This window comes from Sorangium sp. So ce124 (assembly GCF_051525235.1).
In the GTDB taxonomy this organism is placed as follows: Bacteria; Myxococcota_A; Polyangia; order Polyangiales; family Polyangiaceae; genus Sorangium; species Sorangium atrum.
Genome location: NZ_CP150312.1, coordinates 9,563,804 through 9,588,783, shown reverse-complemented (window position 1 = coordinate 9,588,783; position 24,980 = coordinate 9,563,804). Strand labels below are relative to the sequence as shown.

Below are 24,980 nucleotides of genomic sequence, written 5' to 3'. Positions count from 1 at the left end.
AGCGCCGCCGTTTCTCGACCGTCCCGGCGAATGGACCTAGAGTTGGGCACCATGTCGCGCAGCCAGGCCTACCGTGCCCCGTTCGCTCCTGGAGAGGAAAATGCCGTCGACGCCGCGCTTTGCGAGCGGCTCCTCTCCGTCGCCCTGTCCAAGGGAGGTGACTACGCTGACCTCTTCTTCGAGTACCGCGCCGGAGGCGGGTTCACCTTCGACGAAGGGATCCTGAAGGCGGCGTCGCGCGGGGTGTCGATGGGGGTCGGCGTCCGCGTCCAGCGAGGAGACGCGACCGGGTACGCGTACACGGAGGACCTCACCTGGGACGCGATGCGGCGCGCGGCCGAGACGGCGGCGCAGATCGCGACGGGCTCCGGCGGCAAGGAGAAGATCGAGCTCAGGCGTCGCGAGCTGCCGACCCGCTACGAGCTGCCCAGCATCTCGCTCGACGCCCCCGGGCTCGCGAAGCGCGCGCTGCTCGAGCGCGCGAGCGCCGCGGCGCTCGCCTACGATCCCAGCATCGTCAAGGCGGAGGCGAGCTTCGTCGAGGAGGTGCGCGAGGTCCTCGTGGCCACGAGCGACGGGCGGATGGCGCACGACGTCCAGCCGCTCATCCGCTTCGGCGTGCGGGCGCTCGCCGAGCGCAGCGGAAAGCGCCAGGAAGGCTCGAGCGGCGGCGGCGGACGCATGACGACGGCCTACTTCGAGGGCAAGTCGCCGGAGTGGCACGCTGAGGAGGCCGCCCGGCAGGCGGTCGCGATGCTCGACGCCCGCGACGCGCCCGCCGGCGAGATGAACGTCGTGCTCGCCCCGGGCGACAGCGGCATCCTGCTCCACGAGGCGGTGGGGCACGGGCTCGAGGCGGACTTCAACCGCAAGGGGACCAGCAACTACGCGGGACAGATCGGCAAGGACGTCGCGAGCCCGCTGTGCACGGTGGTGGACGACGCGACGCTCCTCCAGTCGCGCGGCACGATCAACGTGGACGACGAGGGCCACGAGCCCGAGCGCAGCACGCTCATCGAGAACGGCAAGCTCGTCGGGTACATGCACGACCGGCTCTCGGCCCGGCACTTCGGGCTCACGCCGACCGGCAACGGGCGGCGCGAGAGCTTCGCAGCCGCGCCGATGCCCAGGATGACGAACACCATCCTGCTCGCGGGCCCGCACGATCCCGAGGAGATCGTGAGGTCCGTGAAGCGCGGCGTCTTCGCGAAGAAGTTCGGCGGCGGCCAGGTCGACATCTCGAACGGCGATTTCGTGTTCTCGCTGACCGAGAGCTACCTCATCGAGGACGGCAAGCTGACCGCGCCGCTCAAGGGCGTGAACCTCATCGGCAACGGCCCCGAGGTGCTCCGGCGCGTCACCATGCTCGGCCACGACGTCGCCGTCTCCGACGGCATCTGGACGTGCGGCAAGGACGGACAGAGCGTCCCCGTGGGTGTTGGCTGCCCCACAATCAAGATCGATCTCATCACGGTCGGCGGAACGCGGATCGGCTGATTTTCAAGGCTGGAACGCCGGGCGGAAGGTAAGCACGACAGCGGGATTGGTGGGTTTAGCGCGGTGCGTCTTGCCGGCCCGTCGTGACACCCGTATACGGGGCGTTCATGGCGCGTCGCTCGTTCATAGCCATCGTTGGACACGGACCGGATCTGGAGCGCGACGAAGGTGCCGCATCGGTCTTGCGCTCGCTGGGCGCTGACGTGCGGACCCTGGATCTCTGGGACGATCCACCGCGGCTCTTCCACGACGACGAGAGCAAGGCACGGGCGATCGTCGTCGAGGCGCTCGACAGGCCGGATCTGGCCGCCGCGGCGCTTCGCGCGCTGCGCCGCGAGCCGCGCCTCGAGGAGGTCGGCGCGCTGGTCGCCGTGAGCGTCGCGCAGATCGCGCGGATCGAGCCGTCCAGCGGCTTCGACGACTTCCTGCTCGTGCCGTACGTGCCCGCCGAGCTCTACGCGCGCGTGCGCCTCGTCGAGTGGCGCCGCAGCGAGTTCGCGACCGAGGAGCGGGTGAAGGTGGGCGCGATCGTCATCGACCGTGCGGCCCATGACGTCTCGGTCGGCGGCATGCACGTGCCGCTCACCGCGAAGGAGTTCGCGCTGCTCTCGTACGTGTGCGAGCGCCGCGGAAAAGTTGTGTCGCGGACAGAGCTTCTCCGCCGTGTCTGGGGCAGCCAGTACGAGGGCGGCGCGCGGACCGTCGACATCCACGTGAGGCGCCTCAGGGCGAAGCTCGGCGCGGCGCTGCCGCTCGTCACGCTGCGCGGGGCCGGGTACCGCCTCGAGTCGCCGATCCCCGGCGCCGGTGGCCCCGAGGGCGGCGACGCGAGCAGGGCGCTCCAGCGGAGCGGGGCCGGCGAGGAGGCCCAGGACGAGCGCGGGGAGCTGCGCGACGAGGACGAGGACGAGGAGAGCGACGACGAGGGCGACGAGGACGAGGGCGGCGAGGACGGCGAGGACGAGGAGACCGCGCAAGCCAAGCGGCGAGCGGGGCCGTCTGCGCACGACGCTGCGCCGCCCGGGCGCGAGCGGCGCATCACCCGATGACCTCGCCGGTTCGCCGCAGCGGCGCGCGAACGACCGCCGCTGCGGCGCGCGGCGGAGGCCGCTCGCGCGCTGCAGGGCCGCCGATCGTCGCGATCAGCGTCGGGTGCCCCAGCGGGGTGGGCCCCGAGGTGGCCGTGGCCGGCGCGGCGTCCGTCGAGGGCGCGCGCTGCGTGCTCGTCGGCGATGAGGCGATCCTCCGGCGGGCAGCGCGGCTCGTCCGGGTCGCGGCCCGCCGGCTCGTCGTTGTCGATGGGCGCGCGGCCATCGAGCAGCTCGCGCCCGGCACGATCGGGCTCTGGGCGGGTAGCGCGCGGCTCTCGCGGCCGAGCGCGTTCGGTCGGCCCGAGGCGGAGGACGGCGCGGCGCAGCTCGCGTGGATCGACGCGGCGACGGACCTGGTCAGCGACGGCGTCGCTGCGGCGCTGGTCACGGGGCCCGCGTCGAAGCACGCGATCGCCACGAGCGGCGCGCCGGGGTCCGCGGACTTCCTCGGGCACACAGAGCACCTGGGCCGGCGGCTCCGCGCGCGCGAGGTCACGATGGCCTTCGCCTCGGGCAAGCTCGTGACCGCCCTCGTGACGACGCACATGCCGCTGCGCGAGGTGCCGGAGGCGGTGAGCCCGCGCGAGGTGGCGCGCGCCGCGGTGTGGCTCGCGCGGCTGCTCGGCGACCTCGGCCACGAGAGGCCGCGCGTGGCCGTCGCCGCGCTCAATCCGCACGCTGGCGAAGGCGGCCTCCTCGGCGACGAGGAGCAGGTGCGGATCACGCCGGGGATCCGGCTCGCGGCGCGGCGGCTGGCGCGCTCGGGCCCGGCGGCGGAGCTGACCGGGCCCGTCGGCGCGGAGACGGCGTTCCGGCTCGCGGCGCGCGGCGCGCTCGACGGGGTCGTCGCCATGTACCACGACCAGGCGACGATCCCGAGCAAGCTCCTGGGCTTCGGCGAGGCCGTGAACGTCACGCTCGGCCTGCCGATCGTGCGCACGAGCGTCGATCATGGCACCGCGTACGATCTCGCGGGGACGGGCCGCGCCGACCCGCGCGGCATGCGCGAGGCGATCGTGCTCGCGGCGCAGCTCGCGGCCGCGCGCGCGCGCTGACGCGGCGACACGCCGACCCGCGCCGACGCTGGGCGCGGGCGCAGGAGGGCGCGGCTCAGCGCGCCCCGGGGCGGCCGCCGAGGTGCGCGAGCAGCCGCTCGAGCGCCGGCATGCTCACGCCGCGCTCTCGGCCCATCTCGAGGACGGTGTCGCCCATCGCGAGGTGCTGCGCGTGGAGCTTGGGGCCGAAATGCACGTCGAGGAACCGCAAGAACTCCGGGGCCAGCAGGCGCACGAGCGCGATGCCCGGCTTCAGCGTGAGCGGCCCGATGAACCGGAGGAGGAGCTTCGTCCACGGGGCCACCTTGCCCAGCCGGTCCGCGAGCGCCACGGTCTCCCTGGTGGCCTCGACCACGGTGCCGAGCACGGCGTCGTTCTCGAGGAGGGTGCTCGCCCCGCCGCCCGCGTCGATGGCGGCGATCAGGGGGAAGAACGCGGTCGTGGTGGCCACGTTCTGCGCACCCACGTCCGGCTCGAGCCGCGCCGGGACACCGGCGCTCGTGAGGCGGCGCGCGAGCTCCTCGAGCAGCGGCCGTTCGGCGGGGGCGCCTCCCTCTTCGTCGATGAGCGTGGGCGCGAGCTCGGTGATCCAGGCGCGGACCACGCCGCGCTCGTCCAGGTAGCCCGAGACGCCCGGCATCGCGGGGGTGATGCGGCGCCGGGCGGCCTCCTCGAGGTCGGCGCGCTCCCTGGGCAGGAGCGGCGTGAGCACCACGGCGGGCGCGGCCGGGCCGCCGCGCAGCAGATCCGCCGCCGACCTGCCGCCCGCTCCGCGCTGCGCGGCGCCGCCGAGGTCGGCGCGAGGGACGAGCTGATCGAAGCGCACGGTGATCAGGACGACGTCCGCGTCGGCCGGGATCTCGGCCGCGAGGCGCGGGCGAGCGAGCGTGTCGCGTCGATCGGCGCCGTTCACCTGCTCGATCACGAACGGCCGTGCGTCGTGGACGCGCTCGGGCCGGACCACGAACGTGACGTCGTTTCCCTGGGTGGCGAGGCGCACGCCGTAGATCCGCCCGAGCGCGCCCGCGCCCACGATGCTGATCCGCATGGCTCCCCCGTAGCCTGCGCGGCGCTCGGGGAGAAGGGGGTGGCTGTCGCCGTCGATCGCGGCGGATCCCTCAGAACGTCCGCTTCGAATCGATGAGGATGGTGACCGGGCCGTCGTTCTCGACGAATACGCGCATGTCGGCGCGGAAGCGGCCCGTGGCCACCGTGAGGCCGCGGGCCCGCAAGGCGGCGACGACGCGATCGTACAGCGCCTCGGCGCGCACGGGCTCCATGGCGCCGTCGAAGCTTGGCCTCAGGCCGCGCCGGACGTCCCCGAAGAGCGTGAACTGGCTGATCGCGAGCACGCCGGCGCCGCGCACGTCCGAAAGCGCCCGCGACATCTTGCCGGCGTCGTCGCTGAACACGCGGAGGCCCGCGATCTTGCCGGCGATGTGGTCGGCGTCGGCGTCGTCATCGTCCTTCGCGGCGCCGACGAAGGCCACGAGGCCGCGCTCGATGGCGCCGACCACCTGGCCCTCGACCTCGACGCGCGCGCCGAGCGCGCGTTGAACGACCGCGCGCATCGCTAGCGCTGCGCGGCCGCGCTTCGACTCGGCGCGGCGGCGGCGGGCTCGGCCCCGGTGCCCGCGCTCAGCCCGAGCTCGCGCATCAGCTTGGCCGTGAGCTTGAAGTAGGTGCTGCGATCGTACGGCTGGTTGAGGATGTGGAAGTCCTTCCGGACGAGGCCCACGCAGCCGAAGCAGTAGGTGCAGCCGGTGCAGTCGACCGAGCGCACGAGGTACGACGACTGCGTGCACCGCTCGGACGCGACGCAGTGGCTGCACGCGATGAGATCGCGGCAGCCGCGGCAGTGCGTGCTGTCCGAGGAGCGCTGGGTGTCGACGCAGTAGTGGCACCGCTGCAGCGCCTTCGAGTTGCGGCAGAACGTGCAGTCGACGCAGCGCTCGCACGACACGCACGCGACGCACCGCTCGTTGCCGGTGCCCGTCTCGAACGTCTGGATCAGCTTGCGGAGCTCGGCCTCGAATTCCGCGCGCGTCATTCCGCCTCGCCGCTCGCTTCGGAGATGTCGCCGCCCGCGCCGCGCCGGGGCGCGCCGTCCGCGGCCGGGGCCTCGGGCCTGCCGCTCACCTGGCGGCGCAGCCGCTCGGCGGCCTCGCGCGTCGCGGGCTCCTCCGCGAACTCCTCGATGCGGCGGAGCCGCGACTCGAGCACGGCGCGCCGCTTCGGCAGCTCGCCGACGAGGATGCCCGCGAGCTCGTCGATCGCCTCCTGGATGCGCTGCTCGTCGCTGTGCTCGAGCAGCTGCAGGTACACGTCCTGCTCCGCGGGGAACGCGTGGCCGGCGCGGAGGAACTCGTTCGCGGCCTTGGAGATGTTGGGCCGGCCCGACGCGCAGAGCAGCTTCGACAGGAGCCGCTGGCGCTCGACGGCCTTCGGGTCGCTCTGCGGAGGCGGCGCGAGGACGATCCGCCCCGGCGCCTTGGACGCGGCGTCGCGTCCGGACTTGACGCGCCCGCCCTTGCTGTCCTCTGCCTCCGGCTCCTTGCGCGGAGAGAACAGCGCCTCGAGCGCGGCGCGGTGTTGCTTGGCTGCCCGCCGGTCCTCGCCGGTCTGCGTCGGACGCGGCAGCCCCGCGCTGTTCGGCTGACCACGGCCATAGGCCGTGTGGAGCTCGGGATTGTGCCAGACCTTGGTTGCGTCTCTACGAATTCGGCGCATGTCGTGCCCCTGGTGACCTCGGAGCGATCATGGACGCGCCACCGGGTTCGGCTTCCGCATCCCGCGTGTGGCGCCCCGCTTGCATCGATGGTGTGGTGAATGAGGCTGGTGCGTGTTGGGCCGGGCGCTTCCCCCGCGATCCGCGATGGCCCGGACGATGTTGCGCAAGGGACGCGACGCCTATCTCCGCGCTGATCACGCTGGCCGCGTTGATCCTGAAGGTAGGGCCACGCCGCAGTGCGTGGTGCGCCGGGCGATACCCGACCGCGGACCGCGTGACGAGGGGCTCTGCCCCCATGCACCCCGGAGCCGCGCTCACGACCCGACCGCAGTCGCGAGGCAGCTGGTTCCTACCACAGCCTTTGGTCAGCGCCGCAGAAAATTGGGCTGCCCTCCGCACTTCATGCCATTCCTGTCCTCAGGGTTCGGTCCCTTCTGAGCTTGCCTTCCGAGTCTCCCTTCCGAGGTTGCCTTCCGAGCTTGCGAGCTTCCGCGAGGGGCGTCTCGGAGACGCCGTTTCGAGGTTGCCGGTCTCGTCCCAGGTCGATTCAAGAAGCGGACCGCCGACTACCCTTCCCAATCCCCATCCTGCGGACGGGCGGCGACGCCGTGTCCTGGAGATCTGCTTCGTGGTGGATGGCACTCGCACCCGACCCGACTGGAGCTTTCCATGATGAGCCTTCGATCCGTGAGCAGTGCAGGCGCGGCGCCGCGGGACGCAGGGGGAGCTGTGCGCAGGGGGGAGCCGCGTGCGCGTCTGAGGCGTGCTCGCGCGGCCGCGCTCTCGGTGCTGGTGAGCATCGCGGTGCCGGCGATCCTGGCGGGGCCCGTCCGCGCGGAGCCGCTGCCCGGGGCGCACGCCGCTGCCGAGAGGTCCGGGGAATCCGGGGAAGCGGAGAGCGTGCAGACCCGTCGGGATCGCGCGCCAGCGAGCCCTGCAGGTGCGGAGCGAGCTCCGCGAACGAAGACGCGGGAGAGCTCGCACCATGGCCGTGCGAAGAGCGCGTCGGCCGCGACCGGTGACGAGAAGACGAGCGGGGCGGGGGACCGGAACCGGACGGGGACGGCTCGCTCCCGCGGGAAGGCGCCGCACGCGGCTGCAGACGCGGAGGAGAACGCGGGCGGTTCGGCGAAGGCGGGCGGCGGGAAAAAGGGGGTCGCCAAGAAGAAGGCAGGCGGCGAGAAGAAGAAGGAGAAGAGGCGGGCGGCGCGCACTGTCGAGAGCAAGCGGCGCGGGGCGAAGAAGGGGATGGAGCGGGAGGCGCCTCCGAAGCCGTGCCACGGGCCGGTGCTCTCGATGGATCGCAGCGGGCTGGAGCCCGAGCACCTCGAGCTTGTCGACTGCAAGGGGAAGCCGCGCGAGGAGGCCCGGCGCGCCCTCTCGTTGCTTGCGCGCCCGTGGGGCACGCCGCGGCCGATCCTGCCCGACGAGGGCGCACCCGCGCGGAGGCCGGAAGCGGCGAGCCGCAAGGGGCGGCGCGCTGGCGATGAGCCGCGAGCCGCGGGGAGCAGGGCGAGCGGGGTGCACGCGGGGGAGGTCGCGCCCGGCGTGCGGCTGCTCGATCCCGGGCTGCTTTCCCGCATCGACGCGCTGGCGCGGCGGTACCCGGGCCGGCTCGTGTCGCTCGTGAGCGGGTACCGGCCGCAGAGCCAGGGCAGCCTGCATCAGACGGGGCGGGCGCTCGATCTGCGCATCGCCGGGGTGAGGAACGACGAGCTCGCAGCCGCCTGCCGCGCGCTCGCCGACACGGGCTGTGGGTACTATCCGAACAGCTCGTTCGTGCACGTCGACGTGCGCGCGCCAGGGACGGGGAGCGTCTCGTGGATCGATGCGTCCGGACCCGGCGAGGCACCCCGCTATGTGACCGCGTGGCCGCCGCCGCAGGATGAGGGGCGAGGGGCGACCGAGGGGATGCCCGGCGAGGACGCGGAGGAGGTGCTCCGGCGGGAACGCCGCGACAGGTCTGCGAGCACGGCGCCGGAGAAGATGGCGGGCCCTGTGTCGGACAAGGCGAGCGCGGCGCCGGAGAAGGCGAGCTCCGCTTTGGAGACGGCGGGAGCGGCGCCGGAGAAGGCGGCGAGTGCGGCGCCGGAGAAGGCGAGCACCGTGCCGGAGAAGACGGGAGCGGCGCCGGAGAAGGCGGGCGCCGCGCCGGAGACGGCGGCGAGGAGCACGCCGTAGTAGTGAGGCGGGATGGGTATCACGATTCCTCGCCGGCACGCCTCGGCGCTCGCCGGTACGTTCGGTCCGCTCGCGATCCATCGCCACGAAGTCATGGCCGCAGGCGCGTCTTATCCCGCCTTCACGCTGGAGCTCGCCGACTGGATCTCGGTGGCCGCGATCACGGATGAAGGCCAGTTCGTCCTGGTGCGGCAGTACCGGCACGGGGTCGACGCGGTGACCATCGAGACGGCAGGTGGCCTTGTCGATCCAGGGGAAGAGCCGGCGGCCGCTGCGCCGCGCGAGCTCCTGGAGGAGACGGGGTATGCTGTGGAGTCGCTCGAGACCCTCGGGTGGGTACACCCGAATCCCGCGCTCCAGGCGAATCGCTGCTTCCTCTACCTGGCGCGCGGCGCGCGGCGGGTCGGCGAGCCCGAGGGCGACGAGCACGAGAGCACGGAAGCGGTCGTGATGAGCGCAGACGACGTGATGGCAGCGATGCAGGACGGCCGGATCAGCCACTCGATCGCCGTGATCACCCTGCTGCGAGCGCTCGCCGTCGCGACGGCGGCGCCGCGCTGACCGCGTGATTCGTGGGAACGGCCTGTCCGCCGGCTCACGCGATAAGCTGCGCTATCGACGTCCAGCGTGGGCGAGAGCACTCGCGCCTGCGCGGGCGGGTTGACACGGTCGGACCCGTCGCGTCTTGATGCGCGCCCTTCGCGGGGCCGCCCCGGGAGATCGGGAGCGGCGCCGCGGAGCGCAGCAGTGGACCTCACGGGGAGGCCATGGAGACCCGATCGATGAGCCGTGTTCTTCGGCCGACCGCTTTCTTCTCTTGCATCGGCGTTGTCCTGCTCGCGGGGTGCATGAGCTCCTCGCCTGCTCCGCTCGACATGGTGGCCACCACGGACGACGACGGCGGTGCGAGCGTCGGGGTCGGCAGCGCCGCCGCTGGACCCGGCGGCTCAGACGGTACGCCGGGCGCTGGCTGCGACGAGCTCTCGCTGGAGCTCCAGAGAGCGCTCGACGCGGCCGTGGAAGCGCAGCGGCTCCCCGGCGCGGCCGCCGCCGTGCACCTCGGTGGGTGCAGCTGGCTCGGCGCCGCGGGGGTCGCGGACACCGAGGCCGACGTGGCCATCCAGCCCGGCGATCTCTTCCGCGCAGGGAGCATCACGAAGACCTTCGTCTCCACGCTGGCGCTGATGCTCCGCGCAGAAGGCCGGCTGTCGCTCGACGACACCGTCTCTGCGTACGTCGGCGGTGTCCCCCACGGAGAGCAGATCTCCGTGCGCCAGGTCCTGAACCACACGAGCGGCGTCTTCGACTACACGGCGCTCGACGGCTTCTGGACCGCGGCCATCGACGATCCGACGCGCACGTGGACACCCGCGGAGCTCATCGAGCTCGCGGCGTCGAAGCCGCCATATTTCGAGCCAGGGCGCGGCTTCGCCTACTCCAACACGAACTACATCATCGCCGGCCTGATCGTCGAAGCGGCCTCGGGAGAGCCGATCGGCGAGCTGCTTCGCAGCCGCGTCCTCGAGCCGGCGGGGCTCGCGCACACGTACCTCGACGGCGCCGAGGAGGCCGTGCCCGGCCTCGTGCACGGTTACGGGCGGAGCCGAGGGGAGCTCGTCGAGATGACCTCCGCGATCGACGCGTCCGCGGCGGGCGCGGCGGGCGCGCTGGTCTCGACCACGGGTGACCTCACGAGCTTCTACCGCAAGGTGCTCGACGGCGCGCTGCTCGGCCCCGCCGAGCTCGAAGAGATGACCGCGTGGGTCGACGCGCCCCTCGGCGAGGTCACCGGGTACGGCCTCGGGCTGTCGCGCCGGGAATCTCCGCTCGGCGTCCTGGTCGGTCACGACGGTGGTATCTGGGGCTTCACGTCGTCGTCTTATTACGCGGTCGACAAGGATGCTTCTATCACCGTGCTCGTCAATCTCGAGGGCGGCGATGTCGGCAGGATCGTCGATGATCTGGCGAATGTCCTGATCTCGCCCTGAGCCGGGCAGGGGCGTTGCGTCGATAGCGACGCGCTCGCGCTCAGGCCGGTGCCGGTCGCTGCCCACCGTGCGCACACGCGACGCCCCGCGGCGTGCGAGGCGCGCGCGCGGCGCCGAGCCGCGGTTATCAGGAACCCGCGCCGCCGCGCGCGACACCAGCGGTCCGCCGCGAACGGGCCTCACGCTTGCATCGCCATGGACGCAGCCTGCACGGGATGACGCCCGGCAAGGCGCTCGCATCGTGAAAGGATTCCGTGATGAAGCTGGTGAAAGCGCTCGGGGCCCTGGCGCTGTCCGGAATGGCGCTCGGCACCGCGCAGATCGCTGCTGCGGAGAGCACGACGCCCATCCAAGATCTCGTGCTCGTCGAGGAGACAACGAGCTCGGACTTTCCCGACGCCAGGATTCCCCCCGATGATGCCCCTTATCATGGGCATTTCCGGCCGTTCAGGCCATTCTGGCCCTACAGGCCGTATGGGTACTTCCGGCCGCACAGGCCGTACAGGCCGTATGGGAGCTTCCGGCCGTTCAGACCGGTCCGGCCCTACGGGGACTTCCATCCCTACGGGCGGCCCCATGACCACGGGCGATCGGAGGCAGCGCCGGCAGAGGACCCTTCCGGGCCGATCATGAGCCTCGGAGAGCCTCGCTGACCTCGATCCAGGAGCGGCGCCTGGGCGCGGCGGACCCCCGTTCGTCGCGTCGCGCTGTGTGGAAACCGTAGGATCGGTCCAGCCGGAGAACCGATGACTCTGCGCGCACCGCGGGGGGAGGTGCCGGTCCTCGAGCGCGGGGGCCGGCGGAGGGAGCCTCATGGGTGGAAGACAAGGACGTCGGCGCCTCGCCCCGTTGGCCATGGCCGCGGCGGCAGCGCACCTCGGCTTCGTCGTGCTCGGGGCGCTCCAGGTCGATCTGCACAAGGCGGGGCGGCTCGGCCAGGCAGTCGCGTATTACAGCGCGCTCTCCGGGGCTGACAGCGGCTACAACTTCTTCGCTCCCTCGGTCAGCGCGCTGCCCTGGGCGAGGTTTCAGGTGACGGACGCGCGAGGGAGGGTGATCTCCGACGTCCTGGAGTCCGGGGCGAACCACGAGGCGGATCTCCGGGTCAGGAGCATCGTGGCGCTCTTCATGACCGAAGAGGACGAGTCGCTGCGACGCTCGCTCGCGGCCTCGTGGGCAGGCAAGGTGCTCGCGAGGTACCCAGGAGCCGCGAGCGTGATCGTCCGGCTGGACGTCTGCGATCTCCCGTCGATGCAAGAATACAGCGAGGGCAAGCGGCCGACGTGGGGCCTGATCTACCAGGCGAAGCTCGTCCCCCTGCGCAGGTTCCAGGCCGCCTCGCGCGCGAAGGGCGGCGCGCCGTGACCGTGAGCAGCGAGCCGAGCGGCGCCTCGGGCAGGGCCGGGCTCTCCCCGGTCTCCGCGCTCGGCTCGGCGGCCTCGGCGATAGAACGCTTCGCGCTCGCCCCGGCGTCCGCCATGCCCCTCGCGGCGCTCCGCATCGGGCTCGCCGCCGTGCTCCTCACCCAGGCGGCGCTCGTCGCTCCGCTGCTCTTCGATCTCTACGGCCCCGCGGGCATCCTGCAGGACCCGCTCCGGGACGCGTTCACCCCGCGCGAGCTGCCCGGCATCGGCTGGCTGACCGAGCTCCTCGCACCGCTCGGGATCGGCGAAGCCCCGGTCCTCGTGGGCACCGGAGCCGTCTACGCGCTCTCCCTGGCCGCGCTGCTCTGTGGCCTCAGGACGAGGGCCGCTGCGCTGCTCGCCTGGAGCACCCACAGGATGCTGATGGTGACGGCGGATCCTACCGTCTACGGAGCGGACGTGTTCGCCAACATCTTTCTTTTCTATCTCGTCTGGGTGCCCTCCGGCGCGGCGCTGTCCTTCGATCGGCGGGGGCACGGGTCACGCCGCGCCCTCGCCTGCGCGCCCGACGAGCCGACGCCTGCCGCGCGGCTCGGGCTGCGCGTCGTCCAGCTGCACCTCTGCGTCGCCTACCTGGCGAGCGGACTGGAAAAGGCGGCAGGCCAAGCCTGGTGGAACGGTGAGGCGATCTGGCGCTCGGTGATGCTCCCGGAGTATCGCCAGCTCGATTTCTCCTGGCTGGCGAGTCACCCGTGGGTCGCGCAGGCCGCAGGGTGGTCCGTGCTCGCCGTGGAGCTCGGGTACGCCTTCCTGATCTGGCCACGGCTCACCCGGCGCGTCTTCGTCGTGGCCACCTCCCTGCTGCACCTCGGGATCGCGGCCTTCATGGGGCTCGGCGTGTTTGGCGCCATCATGCCGGTGCTCACGCTGGCTGCCTTCGGGGTGCCGGCGGAGCCCCGCTTGCCCTCGCCGCGGCCCGCGCTCCCGCGCGCGGGAGGCGGCTGAGCTCCACGCGCGGTCGGGCGGCGGGGCGCGGCGCGCTCGGCCCGATGGCGTATGCTGCGCCCGATGCGCTCTCACGACGCGGCCCGCCCCGGCGCGCCGCAAGCCGCCCCCTCGCCCGCCGAGCTCTTCCATCGCATCTTCGAGCTGCTCGCCGACATGGAGGGAGCGCAGAGGGCCAAGGTCATCGACCTCGCGCGGCGCCTCATCCCCACGCTCACGGCCGAGGACATCCGCAATCCGCACGACTTCCCCGGCCTCGACGACCCCGACTGGCACTTCGAGGACGGGCAGCTCGCCGGCATCGAAGCCGTCCGGTTTGCACTCCGCGGCCTCGCGAGCGATGTTCTGGGGGATGGCGAAGGGCGCGAAGCGCGAGAGAGACCCGAAATCGGCGGCCAGCCCGGCGCGAGCCGCGAAGGCGGCGGCGCGCAAGGCGGATGAGGCGTTCTATCAGCCGTTCGCCACGCTCCGGCAGCTGAACAAGCCCAAGGCCAAGCCGGCGCCCGAGGCGAAGACCAAGGCGACGGCGTCCTCGCCCGAGGCGAAGACCAAGGCGACGGCGTCCGCGCCCGAGGCGAAGACCAAGGCGAGATCGACCGCGCCTCTGGGCGCCGGCGCGGCGCCGCGGGCAGGCGCCGAGCAGGCGCCGCGCCCCGTCGACCCCGAGACCTTCGCCATCTACATGGCCGGCGTCCGCGTGCTGGAGGATCGCGCGACCCGGATCCCGGTCACCGCCAGCCGCGTCGAGCGGGCCGCGCTCCCGACGATCGCGTTCGACCCGGACGAGGACGCGCGCTCGCGCATGCGCTCGCTCGTCATCGAGGGGATCAAGTTCGAGACCACGGACGACAGCGAGCGCATCGAGGGCCGGCGCCTCGACGTCGATCCGCGCGAGCTCAGGCGGCTCCGCCGCGCCCGCTACGCCGTCGACGGCACCCTCGATCTGCACGGCCTGAGGCTCGAGGCGGCGCGCGAGGCCGTCGAGGCGTTCGTCTGCAAGCGGCAGCGCGACGGAGACCGCGTCGTCGCCATCGTCCACGGCAAGGGCAACCACTCGCCCGGCGGTCACGCCGTGCTCCGCGGCGAGATCGCCGCCTGGCTCAGCAACGGCCGCGTCGCCCGCCACGTCGCCGCCTTCGCGACGGCCCCGGACGTGGAGGGCGGCGCAGGCGCGTTGCTCGTGCTGCTCACGCGATGAGGTCCGCGTCGCGCGCCGAGCCCGGCGGAGCGCCGGAGCACGGGTCGCAGCCGAAGGCGCGCGCGCCGCGCCGCGCCCTCGCGCCGGCTGCCGCGCTGCTCGCCCTGGTGCCCGCGTGCGCGCCGGCGCCGGCCGCGCCGCCCGAGCCGCCGAGGCCCGCGCCGCCCGCGCAGGCGGCGTCGACTCTCGGCGACGGCGAGCTCGGCGAATACCGGTCGGATCGCTTCGATCTCCGGCTCCCGCTGCCCGACGCGCGCGCCTTCCGCGTCGAGGACGGCGAGGGCCCCTGGCTCGTCGCGACCCACGCCGCGTCGTCGACGTCGCTGCTCGTGCGCACCTGGCGCGAGGACGGCCGCGCGAGCCGCGCGGCGTGCGAGGCGCGCGCGCGGCTCTGGCGCGACCTGCCGAGCCCCGGCGAGGGCCTCACCGCCGCCGAGCGCCGGATCGACGTGCCGGAGGGGTTCGACACCGTCGTGGCGATCGGCGTCGCCGACACCCCGCCGGGAGCGCCGATCGACGGCTTCGCGGTCGCCTTCGGCGGCTCCGGCCGGCGCTGCTTCGCCTTCATCGCGGAGACGCGCGCCGCGGGGCCCTCGGCGGAGCAGCTCGTGGCGGAGCGGCTCGCCGCGGTGGTCGAGATCTCGCTCGGCGGCCTCCGCCTCATGCGCGAGACCGCGCCCGCCGTGCCGCGCGAGCCGCCGCGGTGAGCCGCCTGCAGCCGCTGCTGTGAGCCGCCTGCAGCCGCCGCTGTGAGCCGCCGGCTCAGCGGTAGACGCCGCTCCGCGCGCGCGACTCGAGCGCCGCAGCGAGCTCCTCCTCGCCGATCGACCAGGCCTCGGCCGACAGCGCGCGCGCCTCGACGGGCTGGAGCGCCTCCACCGCGTGCGGCGCGAGGCGCAGCCGCGACAGCGACAGGAGGCGCTCGAGCGCCTCGGACGCCACGCCGCCCTGGAGCTCCTGCCGCCACGCGCGATCGATCGCCTCGAGCCGCGCGGGGCTCTTCCACGCGTCGGCGATCACCACGCGGCCGAGCCGCGCGTCGATGGCGTCGATCCCCGTGGGCAGCGCGACGATCGCCTGCTGCGCCGCGCGCGCCGGGTCGCCGAGGCCCAGGGAGAGCAGCGCGCGGGCCGCTTCGAGCAGCCGCGCCTCGTCGGGCCGGAGCGCGGCCCGATCGACCGACGGGAGCCGCTCCAGCGCGGCCGCGTAGCGCTCGCGGCGCGTGGCGTCGATCACGGCGGCCAGCGCGCGCAGGACCCTCGCCGTCGGCGGAGAGAACCACGGATCCGCGCCGGCGCGCGGGCGCTGCGCCGGGTCCTCGAGGTCGAGCGCGGCGGCGCGCCACAGCGACGCGCGCGCGTCGAGGACGGCGCGCGTCGCCTGCACCGCGAGCACGAAGAATGTGACGGCGGGGAGCAGGCCCTTCACGCCCCAGATCTCGCTGAGGAAGTAGCTCGCGGCGACGATCGTCGAGAGCGCGAGGAACAGCACCAGCCGCCGCCGGCGCCTCGCGTCATCGCCCGCGGCGCCGATAGCCCCGTCCGTCGCGCCGACGAGCTCGGCGCACCACTCGAGCAGCCACGTGAAGGCGGATCCCACCTCTGCGGGATCAGGATGCCCTCCGCTAGGCCTCCGCGCGAGGCTTTTCGATCTCCGCGCAGAGCGCCCGGGTGAAGTCGCCTGTGCTCGCGGCGCCGCCAAGGTCGCGCGTGCGCACCTGGCCGGCCCGGTAGAGCGTCGTCAGCGCCCGCTCGATCCGATCGCCCGCGTCGTGCTCGCCGAGGTGCCGCAGCATCATCACGGCGCTCTGCACGAGCGCCGTCGGGTTCGCGTAGCCCTTGCCCGCGATGTCCGGCGCCGACCCGTGCACCGCCTCGAAGACCGCCGCGTCGTCGCCGATGTTCGCGCCGGGCACGATCCCGAGCCCGCCGACCAGGCCGGCCCCGAGGTCCGAGAGGATGTCGCCGTAGAGGTTCTCCGTCACGATCACGCCGAGCCGGTTCGGATCGCGGACCATCGTCATGGCCGCCGCGTCGACGATCATCTCGCCGAGCTGGATCTCGGGGTGCCCCACGGCCACCCGCCGCGCGCAGTCGAGCGCGAGGCCGTCGGAGATCTTCATGATGTTCGCCTTGTGGACGATCGTCACCTTGCTCCGGCCGTGCTTCTTCGCGTACCGGAACGCGAACTCCGCGATGCGCGTCGAGCCCCGCTCGGTCGTGAGCTTGATGCTCTGGGCCACGCCGGGCAGGATCATGAGCTCGAGCCCGGCGTAGAGCCCCTCGGTGTTCTCGCGCACGATGACCATGTCGACGTCGAACCGCGTGTCGACGCCCGGCAGGCTGCGGATCGGCCGGACGTTCGCATAGAGATCGAGCGTCTGCCGGAGCGTCACGTTGACCGAGCGGAACCCGCCCCCGATCGGCGTCGTCACCGGGCCTTTCAGGGCGATCCGGTTCTTCCGCACGGCGTCGATCACGGGGAGGGGGAGCGGCGATCCGGTCAGCTTCGCGACCTCGATGCCCGCGTGGTGGATCTCCCAGTCGACGGCGACGCCGGCGGCGGAGACCACATCCTGAGTCGCCGTCACCACCTCCGGGCCGATGCCGTCGCCCGGGATCAGCGTGATGCGATAGGCCATGGGCCGTCCCAATAGCAGGTGCGCAGGCGGGAACAATGGACAAGCGCACCCGTGTTGCGATGGCGCATACACGCGCCGCGTCAGCGCGCCGCGCCTGGCTGACGCGGTGATGGGACGCGGCGACGGAGAGAGGCGCACGAGGCAGCGGGTCGGGCGGCTCGATACGGGCTTTTACAATCGCGCGCGACCTCGGTAGGGTACGCCTCCGCACGGCCTGACAGGCCGCTGTCACCTGGAACCGGGCGCGGGCCGGGCGATCGGCCCCAGCTCATGTTCACCAACTAGAGTGAAGGAGCGTGCTCATGCACCCTCGTGTCTTGAAAGGTCGCAGAACCGCTTTCGCGGCCTTCCTGCCTGCCGTGATCGCGTCGTCCTCGCTGGGGTGCGGCTACTCCGAGGAGGAGTGGAAGGCCCAGCTCGACAAGTACAACCGCCTTCAGAGCCAGCACCAGACCACGGAGGGCCGCCTCGCCCAGACGCAGAAGGAGCTCGAGGCGGCCCAGGCGAAGGTCGCGGAGCTGACGAAGCAGCTCGAGGCGGCCGGGGTCGACATCAGCAAGCTGAACGAGAACCTCCAGGCGACGAGCACGCAGGTGTCGCAGCTGAGCTCGACGCTGGAGGAGCGCGAGAAGGCGCTCGCCGAGTTCAAGGCCCGCGCCCGCCAGCTGGAGGCGATCAAGGCGCGGTTCGAGACGCTCAAGAAGAAGCTGGACGAGCTCACGAAGCTCGGCCTCGCCGTGAACATCCGGAACAACCGGATGGTCATCTCGCTGCCGGGCGACGTCCTCTTCGACTCCGGGCGCGAGACGCTGAAGAAGGAGGGCAAGGAGATCCTTCTCAAGGTGGCGACGGTCGTCAAGAACGACAAGTCGCTGCTCCAGCGCGACTACCAGGTCGCCGGCCACACGGACAACAGGCCGCTCGCGGGCGGCCAGTTCCGGGACAACTGGGGCCTGTCGCTGATGCGCGCCCGCGAGGTGCTCGTGTTCCTCGTCAGCCCGGCCGACGTCAAGGGCGGCGGGGGCGCGCTCCCCGTCGCGAACTGGAGCGCGGCGGGCTTCGCGGACACCGATCCGGTCGCGACCAACGACACCGACGAGGGCCGGCAGAAGAACCGCCGCTGCGACCTCATCGTGGTCCCGAGCGTCGAGGAGATGCTCGACCTCCGGGCGATCACGCAGTAACCCGCGACCTCGCTGCGCGCGCCGCCGCCCGCGGCGCGCTCTTCGACGGTCGCGTCCGCGCCGTCAGGTCGGCTCGGGTCAGCTCTTGTGTCCGCCGCCCGGCGATGGCCGGGCGGTCCTGCGAAACTCGCTCGGCGTCTGGCCGGTGACGGCGCGGAACGCGGCGGCGAACGCGCCGAGGCTCTGAAAGCCGACGTCCAGCGCGACCTGCGTCACGCTGGCGTTCGGGCTGGAGAGCAGATCGATCGCCCGGAGCACGCGCGCGCGCGTGACGAAGCCGCGCCACGTGACGCCGGTCTCCTCGCGGAACCGCCGCCGCAGCGTGCGCTCGGTCGCCCCTGCGAACGCCGCGGCCCGCTGGAGATCGGCGCTGGAGACGTCGCGCAGCGCGCACTCGATCGCGCGCTGCACCGGCCGCGTCCTGCCGCGGGGCAGCCGGTACGTGGCGCCGCGATCGAGGAGCGGGCCGATGATGTCCGCCATCGCCGCGAAGAACGTGTTGGCCGCGGCGTCGTCCGGACGCCGCGCGACCGGCCAGCGGCGCGCGTAGATCACCATCTCGCGCAGGAGCGCGGGGATCTCGAAGATCCTCACCGCCGCGAGGGGGGAGGGGAACGCGGCGGGCTCGAAATAGATCGAGACGATGGACGCGTCGCCGCAGGTGGTGGCGTGCCGCTCGCCCGCGGGGATGAGCGCGGCGAGCTGCGGGGGGAGCAGGAAGGACGCGTCCTCGACCTCGAGGCGCGCCGTGCCGGCCAGCGGGCAGAGCAGCTGGTGCCGCGCGTGCGTGTGCCAGCTGTAGGCGGCTCCCGGCAGCTCGTCTTCGTAGGAGAACGCGCGCGCGCCGGCATGATCGAGCCCGAGGCGCGCGAGGTGCTCGGTGGTCTCCGTCGGGGTCAGGACGCGGGCTTGCAAGGCGTGGCCTCTCGGCGGCGATCTTTGTCCGTTCGCCGGCAGCCGTAAAGCCGAAGAGCGTCCACCCTCGAACGCCATGAAGCAAGCCACTCCCACGGCGCACGATGCGTTGATACAGGAACAGTTCACCCGCCAGGCCAGGCCGTTCGCCGAGGTCCAGGCCCACTCGGCGGAGTCCGCCATGGGGCTGCTGCTCGACGCGCTCGCCCCGGCGCCGAGCGACGCGGCCCTCGACGTGGCCTGCGGGCCGGGGATCGTCGCCTGCGCGCTGGCCCAGCGGGTGGCGAGCGTGCGGGGGCTCGACATCGTCCCGGCGATGCTGGACGAGGCGCGGAAGAGGCAGGCGAGCCTCGGCCTCTCCAACGTCACCTGGGAGCTCGGCGACGCGAGCCGGCTGCCCTATCCGGACGAGAGCTATCGCCTGGTCACGACGCGCTACAGCTTCCACCACCTGCTGGAGCCGCTCGTGACGCTGCGCGAGATGGCCCGCGTGTGCCAGAGGAGCGGGCGAGTCGCCGTGATCGACGTGGCGCCCGCCGAGGACAAGCAGGCAGCGTACGATGCGGCGGAGAAGATCCGCGATCCGTCGCACGCGAGCGCCCTCACCGAGCGCGAGCTCGGCGCCCTGTTCGACGCGGCGGGGCTGGAGATCGAGACGACGACGCGGTACCGGCTCGAGGTGGAGCTCGAGGCCGCGCTCCGGGCCTCCTTCCCGGAGCCCGGCGGAGCGGACCGGCTCCGGGCCCTCTACCGCGCCGACGTCGGCGTCGATGCGCTCGGCGTGGGCGCAGAGCTCCGGGGGGACGAGGTCCACTTCGCGTATCCGATCGTCATCCTGGTGGGCCGGAAGCGCGGCTGAGCCGAGAGGCACCTTCTGCCCAGCGACTGGAGCGATGCGCCAGGACTCCGCGGCTCAGGGGAGCGGCGCGGCTGGGCAGGAGGGGTCGGTCGTCGCCTCGACGTCGTCCACGTGCAAGGCCTCGTCGTCGAGCGGCGCGTCGCAGGTCCCGCTGGCCCTTATCTTGAATGAGAGCTGCTGGGGCCTGCCCGCCGTGCGCGGATCCAAGCAGATCGTCTGTTGCGTCCAGCGCTCGCTGGCCGCCAGGGCGCCCCCTGGCGTCGAGGAGGCGGTCGCCTCGAGGAGGCGGCTCGTGCGGTACCAGAACTTCAGCGCCGGACCGGCCGTCCCCTGGGGCTCGGGGACGGTGAACACGGTGGAGGCCGAGGGCTCGCGGCACGGCTTCCGCACCGACAGCGAGAGCGAGACGTCGCCGGCGTGCGCGGCCGCCGAGTCGACGGCGAGCCTGGCGCTGCCGCGCGCCGGATCCTCCGCGTTGAGGACCCATGTCGGCGAGAGGCCGGCGTCGGCGCCGTCGTTCTCGAAGCCGGGGTCGAAGAGCGGCGCGTCTTCGGGGCAGCGGTCGTCAGAGACGATGGCGAGATCATCCACCGTGAAGTCCCGCTTGTTCTCGTTCATGCAAGGCTGGCTGTGCCGGTTCCGGAAGGCGAACGCGAGGCGGTGCGCCATGCCGAGCGCCCACCGGGGCAAGCAGGCATGCGAGACCCGCGCCTCGCCCGTGCCCGTCAGGGCCGTCAGCCGGTGCGCGCTCAGCATCACGTCGACGATCGCCCCGGGGCTGCCGCGGCTCCAGATGCGGAGCGCCGGGCTCGGCAGCGCGGCCGACGGCAAGGGCGCCGAGAGCGTGCCCTCAAGCGAGGGAGCCTGGCAGAACCGCGTGGTGGCGAGATGTCCACCCTTGCCGCCGCCCTGGCCCAGGCCGCCCCCGATCTCGGAGACGCCGCCCTCGGGGGTCGCCTTCCAGCCGGCGGCGCCTGCTTCGAAGTCGCCGTTCAACACCTGGCCAGGCTGCGGGCACTCGTTCATTTCATCAGGCTGAAGGGCGACGTCATCGAACGTCAGCGTGAAGTCCTGTCCGAGGCCCTCATCGCACAGGGGAGAACGCCGGGCGGGCCCGAGGAGCAGCTCGATCGGCCTGCCGTAGGCGCGCTCTCCCAGGCACACGCGTTGCGGGGCAAAGGACGAAGAGGGCATGAGATCGAGGTCGGTGAACCCTCCGTCGATCCGGACCCCGACCCCCGGAGGGCCGAGGCAGTCCATGGCGAGCTCGCAGCCGATGCGCGCGGCGAACGTGAGGAGGAGCGGGCCGACGCACGCGAGGTCCGGCAGCGAGAGGCGCTGATAGAAGCCGGCCATCTGGCACACCGCTTCTCTCCCGATGACGCCGGCCCCCGGGTTGCCGTTGCCCTCGATCTCGGGGGAGACGAGCGCTTCCCCTGTGGTGAACCACGTATCCGAGCGCTGGAACGACGGGTCCTGCAGGCCTCCCTGCCAGTCGCAGTCGCCGTGGACCGTCGCGTCATCATCGGCGCTGTCACACTCCGAAATACATTCGCTGCCTGCGCAGCAGAGCCCGTCGTCACACCGACCCAGAGGCCCGCACGGACAGCCTTCCTCACCAGGAGGGCAGTCGGCGCCCCCGCCCGCGTTCTCGACGTCTGCGCTCTCGGCGCCGCCCGCGCCCTCGGCGCTGCCGTCGCCTCCCGCCCCGTCTGTGCCCGCCACGCCTGCGGCTGCGCCGGCGGGGCCCTGCTCCGTCCCGGAGCAAGCGCTCGCGAATGCGCCAAGCACGGCAGCGACACAGCAGGTCAACGGGCGTGACCATCCCATCATCAATTCAAGCTAGCGGCCGAATCCCGCGATCGCAAGGTAGATAGGATGTTTCCTTTTTTTGGGCGAGACATCGAGATAAGGAGAACTCTCAAGTCGTATCGGGCGAAGCCGGAGACGCGGACGTCCGCACGCTGAACTCGAGCCCATCGTGACGCGGGCAAACATGGGTTGAGGAAGCGCAGCGAGCGCGAGCGTCCGAGAGGCGGGCGCGCCCGGCGGCTCGTCGTGCGAGCGCAGGAGTGTCCGCGAGAGCTTTGCAGCGCGAGCCGGGCGACGACGCACCGCGTACCTGGCCCCGCGCCGAGCGCGTCAGCCGCCGGAGGCGGCGCCGAGCGCCGTGGAGGGCACGAGGCTCGAGACGGGGCTCCCCCCGGCATCCGCGCCGAGGAAGGCCTGCAGCTCCGCGAGCAGCGGACCCGACTCGCCGACGAAGGGCAGGTGATCGTCGCCCGGCAGCTCGACGTAGCGCGCGCCGCGGATGCGGTCGGCGAGGTCGCGCCCGGCCGCCGCCGGGACGGCCCGATCGCCGGTCCGGTGCAGCACGAGCGTGGGGACGCTCACACGGCTCAGCGCGGCCCGGACGTCGGCCGCCGCGTGTGCCCGGAGCATGCGCGCCGCGCCGCCCGGGCTCGCGCCGTGGCGCAGGTACGCGGCCCAGAAGCGCCGGAACGCGCCGTCATCCGCCGCGGACGGGGCAAGGCGATCGAGGAAGAGCGGCTCGCCCCAGCCGCTCCGCAGCGCGCGCTCGGCCTCCTCGGCGTCCTCGCCGGCGAGCCCGAAGAGGCACCCCGGCCAGGCAGACATCTGCGCCGCGCTCCCGAGCGCGATCAGGGCGCGCGCCCGCGCCGGATGCGCCGCCGCGAGCAGCGCGCACGGCGCGAACCCGGCGCCGACGCCGAGGAGCGCGGCGCGCGCCACGCCGGCCGCGTCCAGCACCGCCAGCAGATCCTCCGCCTGCTGCTCGGCCGGAACGCCCACGCCGTCGCGCTCGCTCATCCCGGTGCCGCGCTGGTCGAGCACGATGAGCCGCGCCCACGCGCCGAGCTCGGCGAAGAACCGCGAGATGAGCGCGCCCTCCCACGCGGCCTCCACGTGCGTCACCCACCCCTGGACCAGCACCAGATCGATCGGCCCGCCGCCCGTGGTCTTGTAGGCAAGGCTCGCGTCGGCGCTCGTGGCGAAGCGGGTCTCCGCCGCGTGCAGCCGCGCGGGCGCCCGCGTGGAGGAGACCGTCCCCTCCCGCGCGGCCTCGAGCCCGCGCCGCATCGCCTCGGCGACCTGCGCGTACGCGCCCGCCCACGCCCGCGCGGTGGTGGGCGCCCACGCGTCCCCTTCGAGCTCCTCGAGCGCCTCGAGCAACGCGCGGCCCACGGCGTCGAAATGCTCGGGCAACGCGGCGTACGCGGCGTGGCGGCGCCCGAGCGCCTCGAGCATCTCGACCAGCTTGTCCGGCGCGCGCAGGTTGTCGATCACGAGCTGCAGCGCCGCGGCGAGCTTGAGCCGCTGCTCGCGCATGTCCGGCGGGAACAGCGCCCGGAGCGCCGGCTCGCGGGCGAAGAGCCGCTCGTAGAAGCGCGTCACGAGCGCCTCGGCGCGCGGGGCGAGGCGCTCGAACGAGGCGCGCACGACGTCCGCGCCAGCGTCCTGCGCGCTCGCGGGGGACGACGCGGGGCGCACGATCTGGAACGCCCGGCAGAGCGCCTCGGTCTCCTCGAGCGCGGCCTGCACCTCCTCGGCCGACGCGAAGCGCGCCTCCGGCTCGCGCAGGACGCAGCGATCGATGACGGCCGCGAGCATCTCCGGGACGTCGGGGCAGATCGAGCGCAGCGGCGGGAGCGCCCGCGCCGTCACCCAGCTGGCGATCGCGTGCACCTCGAGCCCCGCGTGAGGCAGCCGGCCCGCGCACAGCTCGTAGAAGACCAGCCCGAGCGCGTAGACGTCGGAGCGGGGCGTGCCGGCGGTGCCCGCCCAGAGCTCGGGCGCGAGGTAGAGCGGCGTGCCCATCATCATGCCGCCGTCGGTCAGGCTCGCGGTCCCGAGCGGGCCGACCGCGTCGAGCGCGACCGGGATCGCGGTCGTCAGGGCGGACATGTCCGCGAGCGCCCACGGCGCGGGCGCGACGGAGGCCTTCGGCGCGGCGCGAGGGCCCGCGTCGAGGGCGGGGGCGCCGGGCCGGTCGGCGAGCTTGGCGAGGCCGAAGTCGAGCAGCTTCACCTCGCCGCTCGCGTCGAGCATCACGTTCGCCGGCTTGATGTCGCGGTGGAGGACGCCCCGCCGGTGCGCCGCGGCGAGCCCGCGGGCGAGGCCGAGCGCGAGGCGCAGCGCGGCGGGCCACGGGATCGGCTTCGGGAGCAGCTCGAGCGGCTCACCCTCGACGAACTCGTAGGCGATGTACGGCCGCCCGCGCACCTCGCCGATCCGGTAGACGGCGACGACGTTGGGGTGCTGGAGGCGCGCGATCGCGCGGGCCTCGACGCGCAGCCGCTCGATGGTCCTGGGATCCGGGCTGTCCGCCGCGACGAACTTGAGCGCGACGGGCCGGTCGAGGACCTCGTCGTGGGCGAGGTACACCTGCCCCATGCCCCCGCGGCCGAGCGGCCGCACCACGCGGTAGTCGTCGAAGGCCGAGGGCGGCGTCCAGGAGAGCGGGGGCGGCGGCGGCAGCTCGCTCTCGCCGAAGCGCTGGTGCGTCGCGTGGAGGAAGAGCGGCGCCCCGAGGTCGCTGTCGCTCGGGCGCGCCGAGATCCGCGCGCGGCAGCTGTTGCAGCCGGCCACGTGCCCGCGGATGCTCGCCGCGTCGTCGTGCGGGAAGTTGCCCGCGAGCCAGGTGGCCAGGGCGTCGTCGGACGGGCACGGGGTCATGCGCTGCTGTTCTCCGGAGCGGCATTCTCCGTGCGCGCTGTGGGCAGCGCAATGGCCGCGCGGGCTCTGCCGCGCTGCGCTGCCCCGCCGTCGTGAGAGTCAGCACCTGTGCGCCTGTCCTGCCCACGCCGTGCTGGAGAGCGGCGCGAGCGCGCTCGCGCGAGCCGCGGGCGCGCTCGCGCGCTGGACCGGCGCCGCCGCGGTGTCACGCTCGCGGAGAGCGATGAGCGACCCGAAGCCACCGCCGAGCCCAGCGCCCCGGTCGGAGACGGTGCGGCAGGCGCTCCTGGAGGAGCTCCGCAGGGGAGCGGCGACCGCGTGGGAGCTCTCCACCCGCCTCGGGATGCGGGAGCGCGACGTGGCGCCGCACCTCGAGCACCTCGCGCGCTCGTTGCGCGCGCGCGGCGAGCGGCTCTCGGTCGCGCCGGCGCGCTGCCTGCGCTGCGGCTACGCGTTCGACGAGCGGCGGTCGCTCGCGAAGCCGAGCCGCTGCCCCGCGTGCCGTGGAGAGCGCATCGAGGCGCCGCGGTTCCGGATCGACGCAGGCGAAGGGTGAGGCTCCCGGGCGGCGGCGCT

The 24,980-nt window shown here is 73.3% G+C and carries 24 protein-coding genes; 15 read left to right on the top strand and 9 right to left on the bottom strand.

Translation table 11 applies throughout. The features are described 5' to 3' along the window. Positions 1-51: 51 nt before the first annotated feature. From WMF19_RS36110 to pdxA, 3 genes are all read left to right on the top strand, one after another. Positions 52-1,497 carry a TldD/PmbA family protein gene (locus WMF19_RS36110; protein WP_437324318.1) on the top strand — a complete coding sequence of 482 codons (1,446 nt, stop codon included), beginning with the start codon at positions 52-54 and terminating at the stop codon, positions 1,495-1,497. A gap of 182 nt (positions 1,498-1,679) precedes the next feature. Beyond that, positions 1,680-2,546: a winged helix-turn-helix domain-containing protein gene (locus WMF19_RS36105; RefSeq protein WP_437894522.1), complete on the top strand. Its 867-nt coding sequence runs from the start codon at positions 1,680-1,682 to the stop codon at positions 2,544-2,546. After that, entirely contained in the window at positions 2,543-3,643 is a 1,101-nt protein-coding gene (gene pdxA / locus WMF19_RS36100; RefSeq protein ID WP_437894521.1) for a 4-hydroxythreonine-4-phosphate dehydrogenase PdxA, read from the top strand. Before WMF19_RS36105 ends, pdxA begins: the two co-directional genes overlap by 4 nt. 55 nt (positions 3,644-3,698) lie before the next feature. Here the strand turns inward: pdxA and WMF19_RS36095 are convergent, their stop codons facing one another. The 4 genes from WMF19_RS36095 to WMF19_RS36080 all read right to left on the bottom strand — a co-directional run bounded on the left by WMF19_RS36095 (position 3,699) and on the right by WMF19_RS36080 (position 6,373). Beyond that, the gene (locus WMF19_RS36095) at positions 3,699-4,691 is read right to left on the bottom strand and encodes a ketopantoate reductase family protein (RefSeq protein ID WP_437894520.1); all 993 of its coding nucleotides are present in this window, start codon (positions 4,689-4,691) and stop codon (positions 3,699-3,701) included. 70 nt (positions 4,692-4,761) lie between these two features. Further along, on the bottom strand, positions 4,762-5,214 hold the full coding sequence (gene dtd, locus WMF19_RS36090; RefSeq protein ID WP_437894519.1) for a D-aminoacyl-tRNA deacylase: 453 nt from the start codon (positions 5,212-5,214) through the stop codon (positions 4,762-4,764). Positions 5,215-5,216: 2 nt separating this feature from the next. Then, positions 5,217-5,693 (bottom strand): hypothetical protein, encoded by a 477-nt coding sequence (locus WMF19_RS36085; RefSeq protein ID WP_437894518.1) that lies wholly within the window; start codon positions 5,691-5,693, stop codon positions 5,217-5,219. Then, positions 5,690-6,373, bottom strand: a complete 684-nt coding sequence (locus tag WMF19_RS36080; RefSeq protein ID WP_437894517.1) for a hypothetical protein — start codon at positions 6,371-6,373, stop codon at positions 5,690-5,692. Before WMF19_RS36080 ends, WMF19_RS36085 begins: the two co-directional genes overlap by 4 nt. Before the next feature lie 901 nt (positions 6,374-7,274). Here WMF19_RS36080 and WMF19_RS36075 point away from each other — a divergent pair. The 9 genes from WMF19_RS36075 (at position 7,275) to WMF19_RS36035 (ending at position 14,817) form a co-directional block, all read left to right on the top strand. Continuing rightward, positions 7,275-8,555, top strand: coding sequence for a YcbK family protein (locus WMF19_RS36075; RefSeq protein ID WP_437894516.1), 1,281 nt, complete (start codon positions 7,275-7,277; stop codon positions 8,553-8,555). A 12-nt stretch (positions 8,556-8,567) separates the two neighbouring features. Continuing rightward, positions 8,568-9,116, top strand: a complete 549-nt coding sequence (locus WMF19_RS36070; protein WP_437894515.1) for an NUDIX hydrolase — start codon at positions 8,568-8,570, stop codon at positions 9,114-9,116. Positions 9,117-9,337: 221 nt separating this feature from the next. Further along, complete coding sequence (locus WMF19_RS36065; protein ID WP_437894514.1) at positions 9,338-10,543, top strand: serine hydrolase domain-containing protein; 1,206 nt, start codon at positions 9,338-9,340, stop codon at positions 10,541-10,543. Positions 10,544-10,800: 257 nt separating this feature from the next. Next, positions 10,801-11,196, top strand: a complete 396-nt coding sequence (locus WMF19_RS36060; RefSeq protein ID WP_437894513.1) for a hypothetical protein — start codon at positions 10,801-10,803, stop codon at positions 11,194-11,196. Between the two features lie 160 nt (positions 11,197-11,356). Continuing rightward, entirely contained in the window at positions 11,357-11,908 is a 552-nt protein-coding gene (locus WMF19_RS36055; protein WP_437894512.1) for a hypothetical protein, read from the top strand. Continuing rightward, positions 11,905-12,912, top strand: coding sequence for a hypothetical protein (locus WMF19_RS36050; RefSeq protein ID WP_437894511.1), 1,008 nt, complete (start codon positions 11,905-11,907; stop codon positions 12,910-12,912). Before WMF19_RS36055 ends, WMF19_RS36050 begins: the two co-directional genes overlap by 4 nt. A 63-nt stretch (positions 12,913-12,975) precedes the next feature. Further along, on the top strand, positions 12,976-13,353 hold the full coding sequence (locus WMF19_RS36045) for a hypothetical protein (RefSeq protein ID WP_437324306.1): 378 nt from the start codon (positions 12,976-12,978) through the stop codon (positions 13,351-13,353). Next, positions 13,265-14,110, top strand: coding sequence for a Smr/MutS family protein (locus tag WMF19_RS36040; RefSeq protein WP_437894510.1), 846 nt, complete (start codon positions 13,265-13,267; stop codon positions 14,108-14,110). The genes WMF19_RS36045 and WMF19_RS36040 overlap by 89 nt, the downstream gene beginning before the upstream one ends. Further along, positions 14,107-14,817, top strand: a complete 711-nt coding sequence (locus tag WMF19_RS36035) for a hypothetical protein (protein ID WP_437894509.1) — start codon at positions 14,107-14,109, stop codon at positions 14,815-14,817. The genes WMF19_RS36040 and WMF19_RS36035 overlap by 4 nt, the downstream gene beginning before the upstream one ends. 55 nt (positions 14,818-14,872) lie before the next feature. On the opposite strand, the gene WMF19_RS36030 is transcribed toward WMF19_RS36035, so the two are convergent. Together WMF19_RS36030 and WMF19_RS36025 are read right to left on the bottom strand one after the other, a co-directional pair. Further along, entirely contained in the window at positions 14,873-15,709 is an 837-nt protein-coding gene (locus WMF19_RS36030) for a hypothetical protein (protein WP_437324303.1), read from the bottom strand. 25 nt (positions 15,710-15,734) lie between these two features. Then, entirely contained in the window at positions 15,735-16,751 is a 1,017-nt protein-coding gene (locus WMF19_RS36025) for an isocitrate/isopropylmalate dehydrogenase family protein (RefSeq protein ID WP_437894508.1), read from the bottom strand. 302 nt (positions 16,752-17,053) lie between these two features. On the opposite strand from WMF19_RS36025, the gene WMF19_RS36020 reads away from it, so the two are divergent. Continuing rightward, positions 17,054-17,935, top strand: coding sequence for an OmpA family protein (locus tag WMF19_RS36020; protein ID WP_437894506.1), 882 nt, complete (start codon positions 17,054-17,056; stop codon positions 17,933-17,935). Between the two features lie 78 nt (positions 17,936-18,013). On the opposite strand, the gene WMF19_RS36015 is transcribed toward WMF19_RS36020, so the two are convergent. Beyond that, positions 18,014-18,850 carry a helix-turn-helix domain-containing protein gene (locus tag WMF19_RS36015; protein ID WP_437894505.1) on the bottom strand — a complete coding sequence of 279 codons (837 nt, stop codon included), beginning with the start codon at positions 18,848-18,850 and terminating at the stop codon, positions 18,014-18,016. Positions 18,851-18,926: 76 nt separating this feature from the next. Between WMF19_RS36015 and WMF19_RS36010 the strand changes: the two genes are divergently transcribed. Beyond that, entirely contained in the window at positions 18,927-19,709 is a 783-nt protein-coding gene (locus tag WMF19_RS36010) for a class I SAM-dependent methyltransferase (protein ID WP_437894504.1), read from the top strand. A gap of 54 nt (positions 19,710-19,763) precedes the next feature. Here WMF19_RS36010 and WMF19_RS36005 read toward each other — a convergent pair whose 3' ends face one another. Both WMF19_RS36005 and WMF19_RS36000 read right to left on the bottom strand, forming a co-directional pair. Continuing rightward, positions 19,764-21,434, bottom strand: a complete 1,671-nt coding sequence (locus WMF19_RS36005) for a hypothetical protein (protein ID WP_437894503.1) — start codon at positions 21,432-21,434, stop codon at positions 19,764-19,766. Positions 21,435-21,851: 417 nt separating this feature from the next. After that, positions 21,852-24,404 (bottom strand): alpha/beta fold hydrolase, encoded by a 2,553-nt coding sequence (locus WMF19_RS36000; RefSeq protein WP_437894502.1) that lies wholly within the window; start codon positions 24,402-24,404, stop codon positions 21,852-21,854. A gap of 223 nt (positions 24,405-24,627) precedes the next feature. Here WMF19_RS36000 and WMF19_RS35995 point away from each other — a divergent pair, with 223 nt between their 5' ends. Continuing rightward, on the top strand, positions 24,628-24,960 hold the full coding sequence (locus WMF19_RS35995; RefSeq protein ID WP_437324296.1) for a transcriptional regulator: 333 nt from the start codon (positions 24,628-24,630) through the stop codon (positions 24,958-24,960). The last annotated feature ends 20 nt before the right edge of the window (positions 24,961-24,980 follow it).

Coding starts and splice junctions, on each gene's coding strand:
- WMF19_RS36065 (WP_437894514.1), top strand. CDS start 9,338: ATGAGCCGTGTTCTTCGGCCGACCGCTTTCTTCTCTTGCATCGGCGTT.
- WMF19_RS36025 (WP_437894508.1), bottom strand. CDS start 16,751: ATGGCCTATCGCATCACGCTGATCCCGGGCGACGGCATCGGCCCGGAG.
- pdxA (WP_437894521.1), top strand. CDS start 2,543: ATGACCTCGCCGGTTCGCCGCAGCGGCGCGCGAACGACCGCCGCTGCG.
- WMF19_RS36035 (WP_437894509.1), top strand. CDS start 14,107: ATGAGGTCCGCGTCGCGCGCCGAGCCCGGCGGAGCGCCGGAGCACGGG.
- WMF19_RS35995 (WP_437324296.1), top strand. CDS start 24,628: ATGAGCGACCCGAAGCCACCGCCGAGCCCAGCGCCCCGGTCGGAGACG.
- WMF19_RS36110 (WP_437324318.1), top strand. CDS start 52: ATGTCGCGCAGCCAGGCCTACCGTGCCCCGTTCGCTCCTGGAGAGGAA.
- dtd (WP_437894519.1), bottom strand. CDS start 5,214: ATGCGCGCGGTCGTTCAACGCGCGCTCGGCGCGCGCGTCGAGGTCGAG.
- WMF19_RS36000 (WP_437894502.1), bottom strand. CDS start 24,404: ATGACCCCGTGCCCGTCCGACGACGCCCTGGCCACCTGGCTCGCGGGC.
- WMF19_RS36010 (WP_437894504.1), top strand. CDS start 18,927: ATGAAGCAAGCCACTCCCACGGCGCACGATGCGTTGATACAGGAACAG.
- WMF19_RS36095 (WP_437894520.1), bottom strand. CDS start 4,691: ATGCGGATCAGCATCGTGGGCGCGGGCGCGCTCGGGCGGATCTACGGC.
- WMF19_RS36070 (WP_437894515.1), top strand. CDS start 8,568: ATGGGTATCACGATTCCTCGCCGGCACGCCTCGGCGCTCGCCGGTACG.
- WMF19_RS36080 (WP_437894517.1), bottom strand. CDS start 6,373: ATGCGCCGAATTCGTAGAGACGCAACCAAGGTCTGGCACAATCCCGAG.
- WMF19_RS36020 (WP_437894506.1), top strand. CDS start 17,054: ATGCACCCTCGTGTCTTGAAAGGTCGCAGAACCGCTTTCGCGGCCTTC.
- WMF19_RS36055 (WP_437894512.1), top strand. CDS start 11,357: ATGGGTGGAAGACAAGGACGTCGGCGCCTCGCCCCGTTGGCCATGGCC.
- WMF19_RS36085 (WP_437894518.1), bottom strand. CDS start 5,693: ATGACGCGCGCGGAATTCGAGGCCGAGCTCCGCAAGCTGATCCAGACG.
- WMF19_RS36060 (WP_437894513.1), top strand. CDS start 10,801: ATGAAGCTGGTGAAAGCGCTCGGGGCCCTGGCGCTGTCCGGAATGGCG.
- WMF19_RS36040 (WP_437894510.1), top strand. CDS start 13,265: ATGGCGAAGGGCGCGAAGCGCGAGAGAGACCCGAAATCGGCGGCCAGC.
- WMF19_RS36045 (WP_437324306.1), top strand. CDS start 12,976: ATGCGCTCTCACGACGCGGCCCGCCCCGGCGCGCCGCAAGCCGCCCCC.